The organism is Faecalibacterium tardum, from assembly GCF_040096515.1.
Classification (GTDB): Bacteria; Bacillota; Clostridia; order Oscillospirales; family Ruminococcaceae; genus Faecalibacterium; species Faecalibacterium tardum.
In genome coordinates this window covers 1-16,796 of sequence record NZ_JBBMEO010000038.1, presented here as the reverse complement: position 1 = coordinate 16,796, position 16,796 = coordinate 1, and the positions used below count along the sequence as shown (strand labels likewise).

Annotated in this window: 14 protein-coding genes; 12 read left to right on the top strand and 2 right to left on the bottom strand. The window is 61.2% G+C overall.

The features are described 5' to 3' along the window. Window positions 1-346: 346 nt before the first annotated feature. A complete protein-coding gene (locus WMO44_RS13305; RefSeq protein WP_349152878.1) occupies window positions 347-1,510 on the bottom strand; it encodes a trigger factor in 1,164 nt (387 codons plus the stop codon). A gap of 379 nt (window positions 1,511-1,889) precedes the next feature. Between WMO44_RS13305 and WMO44_RS13300 the strand changes: the two genes are divergently transcribed. The 8 genes from WMO44_RS13300 to WMO44_RS13265 all read left to right on the top strand — a co-directional run bounded on the left by WMO44_RS13300 (window position 1,890) and on the right by WMO44_RS13265 (window position 11,962). Then, window positions 1,890-3,062: an NAD(P)-dependent malic enzyme gene (locus WMO44_RS13300; RefSeq protein WP_129872202.1), complete on the top strand. Its 1,173-nt coding sequence runs from the start codon at window positions 1,890-1,892 to the stop codon at window positions 3,060-3,062. A gap of 15 nt (window positions 3,063-3,077) precedes the next feature. Further along, window positions 3,078-3,917 carry a fumarate hydratase gene (locus WMO44_RS13295; RefSeq protein ID WP_349152877.1) on the top strand — a complete coding sequence of 280 codons (840 nt, stop codon included), beginning with the start codon at window positions 3,078-3,080 and terminating at the stop codon, window positions 3,915-3,917. A gap of 13 nt (window positions 3,918-3,930) precedes the next feature. Further along, window positions 3,931-4,485 (top strand): Fe-S-containing hydro-lyase, encoded by a 555-nt coding sequence (locus WMO44_RS13290; protein ID WP_349152876.1) that lies wholly within the window; start codon window positions 3,931-3,933, stop codon window positions 4,483-4,485. Window positions 4,486-4,691: 206 nt separating this feature from the next. After that, window positions 4,692-5,081: a metal-dependent transcriptional regulator gene (locus tag WMO44_RS13285; RefSeq protein WP_015537258.1), complete on the top strand. Its 390-nt coding sequence runs from the start codon at window positions 4,692-4,694 to the stop codon at window positions 5,079-5,081. A gap of 189 nt (window positions 5,082-5,270) precedes the next feature. Continuing rightward, complete coding sequence (locus tag WMO44_RS13280; protein WP_349152875.1) at window positions 5,271-6,449, top strand: GGDEF domain-containing protein; 1,179 nt, start codon at window positions 5,271-5,273, stop codon at window positions 6,447-6,449. A 278-nt stretch (window positions 6,450-6,727) separates the two neighbouring features. Then, on the top strand, window positions 6,728-10,024 hold the full coding sequence (locus tag WMO44_RS13275; protein ID WP_349152874.1) for a DEAD/DEAH box helicase: 3,297 nt from the start codon (window positions 6,728-6,730) through the stop codon (window positions 10,022-10,024). A gap of 15 nt (window positions 10,025-10,039) precedes the next feature. Beyond that, on the top strand, window positions 10,040-11,029 hold the full coding sequence (locus WMO44_RS13270) for a dipeptidase (RefSeq protein ID WP_349152873.1): 990 nt from the start codon (window positions 10,040-10,042) through the stop codon (window positions 11,027-11,029). Window positions 11,030-11,188: 159 nt separating this feature from the next. Continuing rightward, window positions 11,189-11,962 (top strand): TSUP family transporter, encoded by a 774-nt coding sequence (locus WMO44_RS13265; protein WP_349152872.1) that lies wholly within the window; start codon window positions 11,189-11,191, stop codon window positions 11,960-11,962. 177 nt (window positions 11,963-12,139) lie between these two features. On the opposite strand, the gene WMO44_RS13260 is transcribed toward WMO44_RS13265, so the two are convergent. Next, window positions 12,140-12,997: a DegV family protein gene (locus WMO44_RS13260; protein ID WP_349152871.1), complete on the bottom strand. Its 858-nt coding sequence runs from the start codon at window positions 12,995-12,997 to the stop codon at window positions 12,140-12,142. Window positions 12,998-13,197: 200 nt separating this feature from the next. Between WMO44_RS13260 and WMO44_RS13255 the strand changes: the two genes are divergently transcribed. The 4 genes from WMO44_RS13255 to WMO44_RS13240 all read left to right on the top strand — a co-directional run bounded on the left by WMO44_RS13255 (window position 13,198) and on the right by WMO44_RS13240 (window position 16,752). Continuing rightward, a complete protein-coding gene (locus WMO44_RS13255) occupies window positions 13,198-13,587 on the top strand; it encodes a CPBP family intramembrane glutamic endopeptidase (protein WP_349152870.1) in 390 nt (129 codons plus the stop codon). Between the two features lie 13 nt (window positions 13,588-13,600). Next, window positions 13,601-14,101 carry a nucleoside deaminase gene (locus tag WMO44_RS13250; RefSeq protein ID WP_044959752.1) on the top strand — a complete coding sequence of 167 codons (501 nt, stop codon included), beginning with the start codon at window positions 13,601-13,603 and terminating at the stop codon, window positions 14,099-14,101. 242 nt (window positions 14,102-14,343) lie between these two features. After that, window positions 14,344-15,327 (top strand): elongation factor P 5-aminopentanone reductase, encoded by a 984-nt coding sequence (gene ymfI, locus WMO44_RS13245; protein WP_349152869.1) that lies wholly within the window; start codon window positions 14,344-14,346, stop codon window positions 15,325-15,327. A gap of 51 nt (window positions 15,328-15,378) precedes the next feature. Further along, complete coding sequence (locus tag WMO44_RS13240; RefSeq protein WP_349152868.1) at window positions 15,379-16,752, top strand: sigma-70 family RNA polymerase sigma factor; 1,374 nt, start codon at window positions 15,379-15,381, stop codon at window positions 16,750-16,752. Window positions 16,753-16,796 lie beyond the last annotated feature (44 nt).

Genomic DNA, 16,796 nt, shown 5'->3' with positions numbered 1-16,796 from the left:
GCGACAGCTCCCCCAAGGGGAGCGTTTCCACCCGCAAGCTTTGTGCTTTAGTCGGAAACTTTCTCGCCATGCCAAAGGCTCCCTCTCCGAGGGAGCTGTCAAAGCCGTCAGGCTTTGACTGAGGGAGTTCAGCCCGCTGAAAGTCTGCAAAAAACTTTCCCCCACAGCGCTGCGCTTTCGCAGAAAGCGGCGCTGCAAATGCAGTTTTCGGTTGCGACCCCTCTCGTGAAAATGCAATGCCGGAGCGTCCGCAGACGCTCCGGCATTGCTCTATTAAAAATAATTTTTCCGCTGAATATGGCTAGAGCGTAGCGGAAGCCATTTAAAATCGTTTTTCGACGCACTGTCAGGAAAGCACTGCGCTTTCCTCCACCTTGTCCAGCACCGCCAGCTGCAAAGCGTTCAGCATGCTGCGCTGTGCACCGTAGGTGTCGGCGTAGGAGCTGTTGGCGCTGTCGATCTGCTCCTGTGTGGGGGTGATGTCCAGCTGCTCCGCAATGGCCTGCATTACAAGATCCTGCTTAGCCAGATGCTCAAAGTAGGCATCGGAATCTGCCAGCATCGCGTCGGCATCGGCGTAGCCCTTGGCCTGTGCGTAGGCATCCAGCTCCATGCCGTACTTGGTGGCAAGCTGAGAGTGGTAGTTCAGGAACATACGGATGTAGTAGCTGGTGATCTGGGTGGGGACTTCTTTAAAGGTGGAGTTCGAGAGCAGGTAGTCCATCACGGCATTGTCCAGATTGTTGGCGTACAGGGCGCTGTCAAAGTACTGGCGCAGGGCGTCTGCGGTGTGCAGGTCGTCGCTGGCGGCAAAATTGGTCTCCACCCACTCGTCGGTCAGGGTGGGCACAACGCTCTGGGTGATGGCGTTCAGGGTCACGCTGAACACGGCCTCCTTGCCGCTGAGGGTGATGGTGTTGCCCTCGGCGTCGGTGGAGTCGCCGTAGCCCTCCGGGAAGGTGACGGTCACATCAAAGGTGTCGCCGATGTTGTGGCCGATGATCTGATCCTCGAAGCCGTCAATAAAGGAATGGCTGCCCAGCGTCAGGTCGTAGCCGGTGGCGGTGCCGCCGGTAAAAGCTACGCCATCCACCGCGCCGGAATAGTCGATGTTCACGGTGTCGCCGCTCTGGGCTGCCCGGCCGGTGATGTTCTGGGTGGTGGCGTACTGGTTCAGCAGGGTGTCGATCTGGGTCTGGATCTCGGCTTCAGTGGGCTCGATATCGGCCTTGGAGAGCGGCAGCGCGGATACATCCTCCGGCAACGTCACATAGTCCAGTGCGCGGATGCCGGTCCAGTGGCCGTTATCGTCCAGCCCCTCCGAATAATCGAAGCTGGCGTAGTCGAAATCCGACACCTTGCCGTAGATGGACACGCTTGCGCCGGATGTGGCAGAGGATGCCGTGGTGCTGCCCTGCTTTTTGAGCAGCATAAAGCAGGCCGCAGCTACGCACAGCACAGCAGCCACCGCGCACAGCACACACAACAGGATCTTGGTAATGCGTTTCAAAAGAGATACCTCCTAAAAATAGCAGACCGTTTTCACGGAAAATGCAAATATCATACCATCCTATTATAACGGAAAAATGCGAAAAGAAAAGATTTTTGCGAAAATTCCACAAATGCCGCCCGGCACAGGTATCACTTTTGCCCGCTTTGGGACGGGAAATGCCGCAAAACCGGTGGAAATACCCGGACGGTTCTGTTACAATAAAAATAAGTGAGCCTTCCCGGAACATAAGGCTCCCTCACTGAGGGGGCTGTCGAGCGTATGCGAGACTGGAGGAGTTCCTCCTTCCGTCATCGCTGCGCGATGCCACCTCCCTCATGGAGGGAGGCTTGTCCACTGAGAGAGGGCGAGGATGCGAACCGTAACGGAGGAAATTTAAATGGATTACAATAAAGCAGCTCTGGAAATGCACGAGACCCACAAGGGAAAGGTGGGCATCGTGAGCAAGGTGGAGGTCGCCACCCGTGACGACCTGTCCACCGCCTACACCCCCGGTGTGGCCGAGCCTTGCCGCAAGATCAAGGAAAACCCCGACGATGTATATAAGTACACCTTCAAGGGCAACATGGTAGCCGTTGTCTCCAACGGCACCGCCGTGCTGGGTCTGGGCGATATCGGCCCGGAAGCCGGTCTGCCGGTCATGGAGGGCAAGGCCGTGCTGTTCAAGGAGTTTGGCGGCGTGGATGCCTTTCCAATCTGCATCGACGCCCACGACGCTGCCAGCGTTATTGCAGCCTGCAAGGCTATTGCGCCCACCTTTGGCGGCATCAATCTGGAGGATATCAAGAGCCCAGAGTGCTTCGAGATCGAGGAGACCCTGGAGCGGGAGCTGGATATCCCCGTGTTCCACGATGACCAGCACGGCACTGCCATCGTGGTCACCGCTGCCCTCATCAACGCCCTGCGGGTGGTGGGCAAAAAGATGGAGGACGTGCACATCGTCCTGAACGGCCCCGGCGCTGCCGGTACCGCCATCATCAAGATGCTCATGACCGCCGGTGCAAAGGACATCGTGGCGGTGGATCAGTTTGGCACCCTGTACAAGGGCTGCAACAGCGCCGAGGCCCACAAGAACTGGCTGGGCGAGGTGACCAACCCCCGCCAGATCAAGGGCGGCCTGAAGGAAGCGCTGGAAGGCGCAGATGTGTTCATCGGTGTGTCCCGCCCCGGCATCCTGACCACCGAGCTGTGCAAGACCATGAACAAGGACGCCATCGTCTTTGCCATGGCCAACCCCACCCCGGAGATCATGCCGGATGAGGCCAAGGCGGGCGGCGTGCGCGTGATGGCTACCGGCCGCAGCGACTTCCCCAATCAGGTCAACAATGTGTTGTGCTTCCCCGGCCTGTTCAAGGGTGCGCTCAGCGTCCGCGCCCGGGATATCAACAATGAGATGAAGCTGGCTGCTGCCTACGCCATTGCAGACCTCATCACCGATGCAGACCGCAGCGAGGAGAACATCATCCCCGGCGCGTTCGACCCCCGCGTGGCCGAGGCTGTGGCAAATGCCGTGGCAAAGGCTGCCCGCGAGACCGGCGTGGCACGGTTGTAAGCGGAGGATACAGGCATGAGAACGATCTCCGCACAGAGCATTACGGATACGGTGGCGCAGCTCTGCATCAAGGCCAACACCCAGCTGCCGCAGGACGTGCAGGCAGCGCTGGAAAAGGCGCGGGAAGAAGAGCCGTGGCCGCTGGCAAAGAACACATTAGACCTGCTGTGGTCGAACCTTAGCGCCGCAAAGGAGAAAAATCTGCCCATCTGTCAGGACACCGGCATGGCCTGTGTGTTCGTGGAGCTGGGCACCGATGTGCACATTGACGGCAGCTTTGAAGCCGCCATCCACGAGGGCGTGCGCCGGGGCTATACGGACGGCTACCTGCGCAAAAGCATCGTGGCCGACCCGCTGCGCCGGGGCAACACCGGCGATAACACCCCGGCGGCCATCACAGTGCATCTGGTGGACGGCGAGGGCTGCCGCATCACGGTGGCACCCAAGGGCTTTGGCAGCGAGAACATGAGCCGCATCCAGATGCTCAAGCCCGCCGACGGCGTGGAGGGCTTTAAAAAGTTCGTGGTGGATACCGTGCGTCTGGCCGGCTCCAACCCCTGCCCGCCCATCGTGCTGGGCATCGGTGTGGGCGGCAGCTTTGACAAGGTGGCGTATCTTGCCAAAAAGGCGCTGCTGCGTCCGCTGGATATCCCCAACCCCGACCCCTACTACGCCCAGCTGGAGCAGGAGCTGCTTACCGCCATCAATGCACTGGGCATCGGCCCGCAGGGCTTTGGCGGCAAGACCACCTGTCTTGGCCTTGCCATTGAGCAGATGCCCACCCATGTGGCGGGTCTGCCGGTGGCTGTGAACGTTTCCTGCCATGTGACCCGCCGCGCCAGCGCGGAGCTGTAAGGAGGGGAGAACGATGGAATACAGACTGACTACCCCCTGCACCGCGCAGGAGCTGGCCCCGCTGAAGGCGGGGGATACCGTGCTGCTTTCCGGCGTGGTGTACACCGCCCGGGATCAGGCACACAAGCGGATGATGGAGGCGCTGGACAAGGGCGAGACCCTGCCTTTTGATCTGGAAGGCAGCGCCATTTATTATGTAGGCCCCACCCCGGAGCGCCCGGGCGAGGTCATCGGCTCGGCAGGGCCTACCACCAGCGGGCGCATGGACGCCATGAGCCCCCGGCTGCTGGATCTTGGCAACAAGATCATGATCGGCAAGGGCAAGCGGGATGCCGCCGTCAAGGCAGCTGTGGTGCGCAACGGCGCGGTATATCTGGCTGCGCTGGGCGGCGCCGGTGCGCTGATGGCAAAAAGTGTGCAGACGCTGGAAGTGATCGCATGGCCGGACTTGGGCTGTGAGGCGGTGCGCCGCCTGACCGTGCAGGATATGCCCCTGACCGTTGTGCTGGACGCCCACGGCGGCGATCTGTACGAGGCAGGCCCTGCGGCCTATCTGGCTGCGCTGTAAATTGCACCCTTTGCACAAAACAAGCGCGGCGCAAAACCGGCAAAACAGCAGTTCTGTGCAGAAAAATATGGTTAGTTTAACAAAACTTGCTGCGAATTACTTGCATCAACCGCAAAAGTGTGATATCCTTTAACATACGACAGAGGGTACACATCCCCTGTCGGAAAAATCCCCCAGAGGGAATAAGGCAGGAGGCCGGACAAACCATGCAGATCCACCAGTCCGCAGAAGATTATCTTGAAACGATCCTGATGCTGAGCCAGCGTATGGGCAAAGTGCGCTCCATTGACGTTGTCAATGAGCTGGGCTTTACCAAAGCCAGCGTGAGCATCGCCATGAAAAAGCTGCGGGAGAACGGCTATATCGCGGTGGACGGCGAAGGCAACCTGACCCTGCTGGAGCCCGGGCTGGAGATCGCTCAGCGCATTTACAGCCGCCACCAGCTGCTGACCCACTTCTTTGTGCAGCTGGGCGTGGACGAGCAGACCGCCGCCGAGGACGCCTGCAAGGCAGAGCATATCCTCAGCGAGCAGACGCTGGAAAAGATCCGCGAAAGCGCCCTGCGCAACGATGCCGCCCATCCGCAGGCAAAGTGATTTGAGTTCAAAAGACACCGGAACGCCGAAAGACGTTCCGGTGTCTTTTTTTGTATGAATTTTTCAGTTTTTGTTGCATATTTGTTATGGATTTGGTACAATGGGTTTGCGCGAAAAAGGAACGTTGGAAGAGCGGAAAAGGGTTGGGACGGCGCAAAGCCGCCCTGGGATAAAGGAGAGCGTTGCGGCATGGATGCTATTGCGCATACTCAGGTCAGTGGGTTCTGTCTGGTCACACTGGCGGTTTTGCTGCGGGCGCAGCAGAAAATGCGGGATAAAAGTCTGCCCGGGCGGCTGTTTACGGCGCTGCTGTGGTTTGCCGGGGCGCTGACGATCGTAGATTATGGCAGTGCGCTGGCGCAGCTGGGCGCGTGGGAGGAGCTGGGCATCCCCCTGACCTACCGGCTGAACGCCGGGGGCAGTATTTTGTTTTATCTGCTGGCGGCGTGCTGCTGCTTGCTGGTGTTTTTATATGTGGAGGCAGAACTGGGGCGTACATGGATGGAGGACGGCCGCAAGCTGGCACTCAGCGCCGCACCGGTGGCGTTGCTTTTGCTGGCGCTGCTGACAGCGCGGGACGAAAGCGGCTTTTGCTATCTGGATGCAGAGGGGCTGCGGGGCAGCACCTTGTTCTGGGAGCCGAAGCTGGTGGGGCTTGCTTATCTGGCAGCAGCCTTTCTCCGCTGCAGCTGGACGCTGAGCCACTGGAAGCAGGAAACACCCAAAGAGGAACTGAAGACCCTGTTGCTGCTCGCGCTTGCGCCGGCGGCAGGCTTTTTGCTGCAAGGCTGGCTGCCCGGGCGCGGGCTGCTGTGCTGCGGCATTACGCTTGGGCTGGTGTGCGTGTATGTGCTGGTGCTGCAGACCAAGTTCACGGTGGACACCCTGACCGGCGTCAGCAACCGCATCGTGGCGCTGCGCTATCTGGAAAGCGAGCTGCCCTATTACCGCCGCCACCCCAACCGCTCGCTGCATTTCCTCATGATGGACATGGACCACTTCAAGCACATCAACGATGAATACGGCCACTTGGAGGGCGATGCCGCACTGGTGCTGCTGGCGGGCATCCTGAAAAAGGTGTGCGCCAACTATAACGGCGTGCTGGCGCGCTACGGCGGCGATGAATTCTGCATCGCCTGCGGCTGCAACAGCGTGGAGGTGCGCACCCTGATCGCCTCCATCCAGCGAGAGCTGGACGCCGCCAACGCAGCCTCCGGCAAGCCCTATCAGATCGAGATCAGCATCGGCTGCGCCCGCCTTGAGCCGGACATCGCCACCGTGCACGACCTGATCGATAAAGCCGATCAGGAAATGTACCACCTCAAGACCCGCAAGCACGGCACAGCCCCCGCAGAAAAACAGGGCTGAGCGGTTGTGAACTTACTATAACACGATAAATGCCGTTTGCCTTTACGGTCTTTCCCGTGAAAAATGCAATACCGGAGCGTCCGCAGACGCTCCGGTATTGCTCTATATAAAAATAATTTTTCCGCTGAAGATGGCCAAAGCAAAGCGGAGGCCATTCAAAATCGTCCCGCCCGCGCTTTCTAAACGTTTTTTACCCTTCTGCCCTTGCATCCCGGGGTGGAACGCGGTATTCTTATAGAATAGACCGGAACCGCGACAGCACAGGGGAGGGAGAACACATGGACGCACAGGAGATCCGCGCATTGCTGGGCAAAAGCATCTTTGAGCGGGCACAGAAGTACCGCAAGCGCATCCTGCAAAGCAGCTGCACCACCAACGAGGACGGGGTGCGGCACCTGACAGCGCTGGTGCAGGGCAGCGGGCCGGACTGCTATTATACACAGGTCTGGCTGCGGGAAAACGGCAGCTTTGTCAGCGCCTCCTGCGACTGCCCCTATAATCAAAACGGCGACGGCACCTACTGCAAGCATATCGGTGCGCTGCTGTTACAGGACGCGGAAAAGAACCCGCCTGCCCCGGAAAAAAAGCCGGAGAGCATTCCCGGGGTGCAGCGGGGCGTTGCCGGGCTGAACCCGGAGCCCCGCAAGGACAGTTACAGCGCCGGGTTCGATATGCTTTTTGGCCGCAAGTGGCGGGGCGAGGAACCGGAGACCGACTATGATGCCCAGCTGCTGCTGAAGCGCTACCAGCGGGAGGACGCGCAGCAGCTGCCCCAGCCTGCATTGCAGCGCACCGGCTTTGCTCTGCTGGAACCGGAGCTTACGCCGCACAATGGCCGTATCTGGCTGCGGCTGCGCGTCTCGGACGGCATCGGCAGGCGGCAGTATCTGGTAAAAAGCATCCCGCAGTTTCTGGATGCGATCGAGCAGGGCGAAAGCGTCAGCTACGGTAAATCGCTGGCCTTTGTGCACCGGTGGGATGCTTTTGCCCCGGATGCGCAGCAATTGCTGCGGCTGCTGCGCAGTCAGGTGAGCGCCCGGCAGGAATTTGAATCCGAGGGCACGGTGCGCTCCGCTTGGGATAAAGGCCCGGCGGGCGGTCTGCCGCTGACCGGCGAGGGGCTGGATGCCCTTGTGGAGCTTTACGCCGCCGAGGGCGTTGTGGGCGGCTATACCCTTAAAGAGGGACTGCCGGTCATCAGCCTGAAGGTGGAGCGCCGCAAGGGCGGGGTGCAGCTAAGCTGTACCCCGGTGCTCAGCGGGGTGCAGGGGCTGGACTATGCCTATCTGCTGGGCGAAACCACCCTCTGGCGGATGCAGCGGGAGGAGTGCCGCCGGGTGCTGCCGGTACTGGATACCTTTGGCGGGCGCAGTTTGTTCTTTACCAGCGCGGACGCCGCTGCTTTTTGCAGCTATGTGCTGCCGGAACTGGGCAACCGGGTCAACATCGTGGACCCCGACCGGCTGCTGCTGAACCAGATCCCGCTGGAACCGGTGGTGCAGTTTTATCTGGATGCCGACCGGGGGCTTACCGTTACGGCGTACCCGGTCTTTCTGTACGGCGAGGACAGGGTAGCCCCCGGCGAGCCGGTGCCGCCCGACCTTTTGCGGGATGCCCGCACCGAGAACCGGGCAAAGCGGCTGCTGGAAACCTATCTGGAACCCGAGACCGGCAAGCCGGGGCATTACAGCATTTCCGGGGAGGAGGCGCTTTTCCAGCTGCTGGAAGAGGGCATTCCCGCCCTGCTGGCCATGGGCGAGGTGTACCAGACCGATGCCTTCCGCAACTTACAGGCCGCCCCGCCTAAAATTTCGGTAGGGGTTTCGGTGCACGGCAGCGTGCTGGACTTGGAAGTGGACACCGGCGCCTTCCCGGTGGAGGAGCTGCGGGAGCTTTTGCAGTCCCTGCACCAGAAAAAACGCTACCACCGCCTGCGGGACGGCAGTCTGCTGCGGCTGGACGACAGTCTGGAAGGGCTGGACGAGCTGAACGACACGCTGGAGCTTTCCGGCGCAAAGCTGAAGGACGGCCACGCCGCCCTGCCGCTCTACCGTGCCCCTACGCTGGACTGGGCGCTTTCGGGGCAGAACGGTCTGCGGTTCGACCGGGACGATGCTTTCCGGCGCATCAGCCGCAGCTTCCACGCCGTGCGGGACAGCGAGTATACCCCGCCGCTCTCGCTGCAAAAGACCCTGCGCAAATACCAGCGGGACGGCTACCGCTGGCTGCGCACACTGGATGGCTACGGCATGGGCGGCATTCTGGCCGATGATATGGGTCTGGGTAAGACTGTGCAGGTGCTCAGCTACCTGCTGGCCATGAAGGAGGGCGGGCAGCAGCTGCCCAGCCTCATCGTCTGCCCGGCGTCGCTGGTGCTGAACTGGCAGGAGGAATGCCAGAAGTTCACCCCGCAGCTGCAAAGTGTTGCCATGGACGGCGATGCCGCCCACCGTGCCGCGCTGGTCGATGGGTGGGCACAGGCGGATATCGTCATCACCAGCTACGATCTGCTGCGCCGGGACGAAAAACTGTATGCCGGGCAAAGCTTTTACGCCTGCATTCTGGACGAAGCGCAGGCCATCAAAAACCACACCACCCAGAAATACAAGGCGGTGTGCCGGGTGAACAGCCGGGTGCGCTTTGCCCTGACCGGCACCCCGGTGGAGAACCGCTTGGGCGAACTGTGGAGCATCTTCTCCTTTTTGATGCCGGGGTATCTGCCCCCCTACAAGACCTTCTGCGCCCGGTTTGAAAAGCCCATCGTGCAGGACGAGGATGCCAACGCCGTGCGGCGGCTGAACCAGTTCACCGGCCCCTTCATCCTGCGGCGCATGAAGTCGGAGGTGCTGCGGGAGCTGCCGCCCAAAACGGAGAATGTGCGCCGCGTTGAGTTGGAGACCGAGCAGCGCAAGCTGTATCTGGCAGCGGTGGTGGACGCCCGCGAAAAGCTGCGGGCGGCAAAGCCGGAGGACAAGATGACCGTGTTTGCTGTGCTGATGCGGCTGCGGGAGATCTGCTGCGACCCGCGCCTTGTGGCGGACAACTGGACCGGCAGCAGCGCCAAGCTGGAAGCCTGTCTGGAACTTGTCACCGAGGCGGTGGCGGGCGGGCACCGCATTCTGCTGTTCAGCCAGTTCACCTCCATGCTGGAACTGCTGGCAAAGCGGCTGGACGAAGCCGGGGTGAGCCACTTCACCCTGCAAGGCTCTACCCCGAAGCCGGTGCGCGCCGAGCAGGTGCGCCGGTTCAATCAGGGCGAGGCGGATGTCTTTCTCATCTCGCTGCGGGCGGGCGGCACAGGTCTCAACCTGACCGCCGCTGATATCGTTATCCACTACGACCCGTGGTGGAACCTTGCCGCGCAGAATCAGGCCACCGACCGCGCCTACCGCATCGGTCAGCGCAACCCGGTGCAGGTGTACCGGCTGATCGCGCAGGACACCATTGAGGAAAAGATCGTGGAGCTGCAACAGGCCAAGCAGTCGCTGGCCGACACCGTTACCGGTGGGGCAGACGGCGCGATTTTGTCCATGAACCCCGAACAGCTGCTGCAGCTGCTGGGAGAAGAAGCATAAAGGAGTGGATCCATCATGAAGGTTTGGGATCTGCATTGCGATACCCTGTCCGAGCTGCGCCGCGCCGAAAAGGCGGGCGCACCCAAAAGCTTTTTGCACAACGACCTGCATATCGACCTTGAAAAATTGCAGCAGGGGGATTACCTGCTGCAATGCTTTGCGGCCTATGTGAATCTGGCCGACCCCGCACCCGGAGCCGACCCGCTGGTAAGCGTGCTGGAGGAAATCGACATCTTCAAGCGGCTCATGGCAGCTTACCCGGAAAAAATCGCCCCGGTGTACACCGCCGCCGACCTTGAGCGCAACCGCGCCGAGGGCAAGCTCAGCGCCATGCTGACGGTGGAAGAGGGCGGCTGCTGCAAGGGCAGTCTGGGCGTGCTGCGGCGGCTGCAGGAACTGGGCGTGCGCATGATGACCCTGACGTGGAACTACCCCAACGAGCTGGCAGCCCCCAACGCAAACCCCGGCGGGCCGCTGGTGGCCAACACCGAGACCGGCCTGACCGAGCGGGGTTTTGCCTTTTTGAAAGAGATGGAAAAGCTGCACATCACCGCAGACGTGAGCCACCTTTCCGATAAGGGCTTCTGGGACATCGTAAACCACAGCACCCGTCCCTTTGCGGCAAGCCATTCCAACTGCCGTGCCCTGTCGCCCCACAACCGCAATCTGACCGATGAGATGATCCGCGCACTGGCAGAAAAGGGCGGCATTGCAGGGCTGAACTACTGCGCTTCCTTTGTGGACGCAGACTCGGCACACCCCAAGCTCTGCCGCAGCACGGTGGAGCGGCTGGCAAAGCACGCGGCACACTTCAAGCAGGTGGGCGGCATTGAGGTCATCAGCCTTGGCAGCGATTTTGACGGCATTGGCGGTCAGCGCGAGCTGGAAACGGCGGCAGATATGCCGCTGCTGGCCGAGGCACTGCGCCGCGAGGGCTTTACCGAGGACGAGGTAGAAGCTATCTACTGGCGCAACGCATACCGCTTCTTTAAAAACAATCTGTAATAATAACTTCTAAAATTGCAAAAAGTGCCCGGAGATGCCCTGCTGTGCGCGGGTATCCCGGGCTGTGTATTGCCCTGCGAGGGGAGGTTTTATATGGTCTGAGGCGCGCGTCCCCTGAAAAAGAACAAACGACTTGGAAAGATAAGAGGAATTATAACAATGGGTATCACAATTTCGCCGTGGATGATGGCGTTTCTCATGCTGATGACCGGCTTTGCAGGCTTTGTGGATTCGGCAGCCGGCGGCGGCGGGCTGATCAGTCTGCCTGCCTATCTGTTTGCCGGGCTGCCGCCCCACTACACCTATGCCACCAACAAGTTCAGCGCCGCCTGCGGCACCACCTTTGCCACGGCAAACTTTTTCAAAAGCGGTGCCATAAACGTGAAGGTGGGCGTTCTGGCGGCCATCGGCAGCTTTGCGGGCAGTGCGCTGGGCGCGCACATCGTGCTGCTGCTCAGCGATGAGATGCTGCGCACCATGATGTTCATTATCCTGCCGGTGGCGGCGGTCATCATTCTGTGGCAGCGCAACCTGCCGGATGAGAACCGGGACGACGGCACGCTGGACCTGAAAAAGATTTTACTGGCGCTGGCCATCGGTTTGGGCATCGGCCTGTACGACGGCATCATGGGCCCGGGCACCGGCACCTTTGCCATCATTGCCTTTACCACCCTGATGGGCTTTGATCTGCGCACCGCCAACGGCAACGGCAAGGTGCTCAATCTGGCCAGCAACTACGCCAGCCTGTTCACCTACCTGATGAACGGTCTGGTGGTGTTCCACATCGGCATCCCCTGCGCCATCAGCAACATTCTGGGCAACCTGCTGGGTTCCCACTTCGCCCTGAAAAAGGGTGCCCGCTTCATCCGCCCCATGATGCTGGTGGTGCTGGTTCTGCTGCTGGGCAAGCTCATCTCGGACGCGGTGCTGTAAGGGCAAGGCGGGACGATTTGGAATGGCCTCCGCTTTGCTCTGGCCATAATCAGCGGAAAGAATATTTTATTTGTAGTTCCGAAACGCCTGCGGGCGTTTCGGAACTACTTTTTCACGGGTAAAAATAAAGACGGGCAGCCTGCGGGCTGCCCGTCTTGTTCTTGCTTTATATAGGTTTTATTCCAGCACCAGCTCTTTATCAAAGAACGCGATGCCGAACGCGCCGGGGCCGGTGTGGGTGCCGATGACGCAGCCGATCTGGCGCACCAGCGGTGCGTCCAGATGCAGATTGTCCTGCAGGTAGGTCAGCAGCGGCTGCAGCTCCCGGTGGTTGACGGTGTAGCCCAGCAGCGGGGTGTAGTCCGGGTGGATGCCGCCCATCTCGTCGATCTTCTTGAACAGCGCTACATACACGCCGGGCAGACCGCGCGCCTTACCGGCCAGCACCACCTTGCCCTCTATGACGGCGAGGATGGGCTTAATGCCCAGCATACCGCCCGCCACAGCTGCGGCGGCGGACAGTCTGCCGCCCTTGCGCAGATACTTCAGATCGTCCACAGCGGCCACCAGATGCAGGTGCTGCTTGGCCTTTTCCAGATCGGCGGCGATCTGGGTGATGGTTTTGCCGGCGTCCCGCAGCTGCACCGCCAGCCGCACCAGCAAGGACTGTCCCAGACAGACGTTCTCGGTGTTCACGAACACCACATTGTCCACGTTGGCAAGGTCGGCAGCAAGTCTGGCGCACTGACCGGTGCCGGACAGCGCATCGGACAAAAAGATGCCCAGCACTTCGTCCCCGGCGGCAGCGGCGTCCAGATACAGCCGCTCGAACTGCTCCGGGCTGGGCTGGCTGGTGGTGGGCAGCTTGCGGCAGGCTGCCAGATGGGTATAGTATTCGCTGGGGGTCATGTCGATGCCGTCCCGCAGGACGGTGCCGTCCTCCAGCGTCACATTCAGGGGGATCACGGTCACGCCCAGCTGCTGCGCCTCGGCGGGCAGAATATCGCACGCGGAATCGGTGAGGATACGGATCATAATAATACCTCCGGTCTACCGGTAAAATACAGTATAAGCAACGCTTTCAATAAAAAGGTTGGAAATTATTATACCACCATTTAGGGCGATGTGTCAATATTTTGCATAAATTTGCCACGACAGAACGCCCAAACCTTGCGCACCCGGCGGCAGATATGGTACTATAACCGGGAACGAACCATAGCAGGAGGAGACCGACCATGCACAAGCTGAATCCCCGCACCACCGCACTGCTTTCGGCCTTTGGCTGGGCGGTGGGGTATCTGCTGGTGGGCAAGACGCTGGCGGTGCTGCTGCCCGCGCCGCCCGGCGGCGCAGCGCGGCTTTTCCGGGTCTGCCTGCTGGCTCCGCTGGCGGAGGAAGGGGTGTTCCGGGGCGCGGTGCAGCGCCGGGCGCAGCCGCTGGGCAGGGAACAGGCCATTCTTTTGCAGGCGGTGCTGTTCGCCCTGCAGCACGGCAGCGCCGCCGCCATGGCCTACGCGCTGGTGTGCGGGCTGGGTCTGGGGTGGCTGGCAGACCGCACCGGACATCTTTGGCCGGGGATGCTGCTGCACAGTGCAAACAATCTGCTGGTGCTGGCGATGGGATGAGAGGATGGGATACATGACCGATTTTGAACTGATGGGTCTTGCGCTGGAAGAAGCCGCCAAAGCCGCCGCCTTGGGCGAGGTGCCGGTGGGCGCGGTGGTGGCGCGGCACGGCGAGGTGGTGGCTACGGCGCACAACACCCGGGAGACCGAGAAGAACGCTTTGCACCACGCGGAGCTGCTGGCCATTGATGCCGCCTGCAAGGCGCTGGGCGGCTGGCGGCTGTGGGAGTGCGAGCTGTTCGTCACCTTGGAGCCCTGCCCTATGTGCGCGGGCGGCATCATCAACAGCCGTCTGCGCCGGGTGGTGTACGGCGCTGCCGACACCAAGGCCGGGTGCTGCGGCTCGGTGACCGACCTGTTTGCGCTGCCCTTCAACCACCATCCGGTGGTGGAAAAGGGGCTGCGGGAGGCCGAGGCACAGCAGCTTTTGCAGGCGTTTTTTGTTTCCCTGCGGGAAAAGCGGGCGGGCAGACCCCGCTGGAAGCCCCCGGTGCCCGAAAACAGGGGAAAATAAGGAAAAATAGTGGGAACTGCGTAAAAAATTGCGGTTCCCACTTTCTTTTTGGGCTGGATTGTGGTATATTATTCAATGGAATCTTGTCGAAACCCATCATAAGCACAGGCAGGCACGCCAAAGCACCGGACCTTTGCCGGACATACGAACGGAACGCTGCACTGTCTGGGGATGGGCACAGGGTTTTTCCGGCTGGGCGCACTTACGCCGAGCCGAGAATACCGAACAGGAGGGATACACTCTTGTACGAGGACGAGTTTGAACTGACCTTTCAGGTGCCGGAGGAAGAGAGCGCGCCGGAGCCCCTTGCCGTACCGGCTGCAAAGCCGGCGGTGCCGGTGGAACCGGTGGTGGATGAACCCACCCGCATCATGACGCTGGAAAAACCGGCAGCACCTGTGGCGGAGGAGCCCACCCGGGTGATCACGCTGGAAAAGCCCGAAGAGCCACAGCCGCCTGCGCCGCAGCCTGTAAAAGAACAGCCTGCCCCTGCCGCACCCGCTGCGGCGCGCCGGGTGCTGATCTCCGGCGGCGACCGGGGCATCGGTGCTGCCGCTGCCCGCGCCTTTGCGGCAGCAGGGTATCAGGTGGCAGTGCTCTACCACCAGAATGCCGCTGCCGCCGCTGCGCTGGAGCAGCAGCTGCCCGGGTGCATCGCCATCCAGTGCGATGTAGCCAGCCGCGCCAGCTGTGAGCTGGCGTTCCATGCAGTGGAGCAGGCCATGGGCAGGGTGGATGTACTGGTGTGCAACGCCGGCATCGCGCAGCAGAAGCTGTTTACCGACATCACCCCGGAGGAGTGGCAGCGGATGCTGGACGTGAACCTGAGCGGTGCGTTCCACCTGTGCCAGCTGGCGCTGCCCGGCATGATCCGCCGCAAGCAGGGCCGCATCCTGACCGTGAGCAGCATGTGGGGCCAGACCGGCGGCAGCTGCGAGGTGCACTATTCCGCCGCGAAAGCCGGGCTCATCGGCCTGACCAAGGCACTGGCCAAGGAAGAAGGCCCCAGCGGCATTACGGTGAACTGCGTAGCGCCGGGGGTCATTGAGACCGACATGATGGCGGCTTTTACCGCCGAGGACAAGGCGGCGCTGGCCGAGGAGACCCCTGTGGGGCGGCTGGGCACCCCGGAAGAAGTTGCAAAGCTGCTGGTCTTTCTGGCCGGCGAGGATGCCGGATACATCACCGGACAGGTGTTCGGGGTGAACGGCGGCCTTGTGATCTGATGCACAGGGCGATATTACAGAATTTTCCCCGGAGTGGGAAGGAGAGAAAAAATGGGCATGACTTTGAAGGAACTGTTGACTAAGGGCGAGGGCACCCTCTCTGCACAGGAGGCCAAGGCGCTGGCGGCACAATGCCGCATGGATGTAGACACCCTCTACACCCTGCTGGAGGAGCGCGGCATCAAGATCCTGGAGGAGGAGAGCGAGCCGAGTCTGGACGTGGACAGCATCATTGCTGAGGTGGAGAACGCCGAGAACAACAACGATGACATGGGCCTTGCCGATGAGAACGAAGAGGATGCCGAGGAGAACCCGGCAGACCTGAAGGCCGCCATGGATGAGCTGCTGGACGACCCGGTGAAGAACTACCTCAAGCAGATCGGTCAGATCCCGCTGCTGAGCGCCGAGCAGGAGGTGGAGCTGAGCCGCCGCATCCATGCGGGTGCCGAGGCTGCACACATTCTGCAGGCAGACCGCCAGAAGTACGACGCACCGGAGTACATCAAGAAGAACAGCGCTCGCTTCTCCTTTGAAGAGGACGAGAACAGCCGCAGCTACACCGAGGATCTGGACGAGGACAGCGAAAAGTCTGCCGAGGATGCCGAGGAAAAGGCAGACGAGGAAAAGGCCATGGAAGCCGTGGAGAACGGCCCCCTGAGCGAGGAACGCCGTCAGGAGCTGCTCAAGACCCGCCGCGACGGCCTGAACGCCCGCCGCAGCCTGAGCGAGGCAAACCTGCGTCTGGTGGTGTCCATCGCCAAGAAGCATGTCGGCCATAATCTGGCCTTCCTTGACCTCATTCAGGAGGGCAACATCGGCCTGATCAAGGCCGCCGAGAAGTTCGACTGTGACCGCGGCTTCCGCTTCTCCACCTACGCTACATGGTGGATCCGTCAGGCCATCACCCGCGCTATCGCGGATCAGGCCCGTACCATCCGCATCCCGGTGCACATGGTGGAGACCATCAACCGGATGCGTCAGGCCACCAACCAGCTGGTGTACCAGAACGGTCACGAGCCCACCCCGGAGGAGCTGGCAAAGGCCATGGACATGAGCGTGGAGCGCGTGCGCGAGATCCAGCGCATGGCACAGGAGCCCGCCAGTCTGGAAAGCCCCGTGGGTGAGGAAGAGGATTCCTCTCTGGGCGATTTCGTCGCGGACGAAAACGCCGAAGCTCCCGGCAAGGCAGCTGACCGCGCCATGGTGGCACAGCAGATCAATCTGGCGCTCAAGAGCCTGACCCCCCGCGAGGAGAAGGTCATCCGCCTGCGCTTTGGTCTGGACGATGGCCGTCCCCGCACGCTGGAAGAGGTCGGCCGCGACTTCGGCGTCACCCGTGAGCGTGTGCGCCAGATCGAAGCCAAGGCCATCCGCAAGCTGCACAGCCGCAAGTGCCTGACCCTGCTCAACGGCCTGATCGAGTAATACTAAAAAATAGAGACACCGGAGCGTCTGTGGACGCTCCGGTG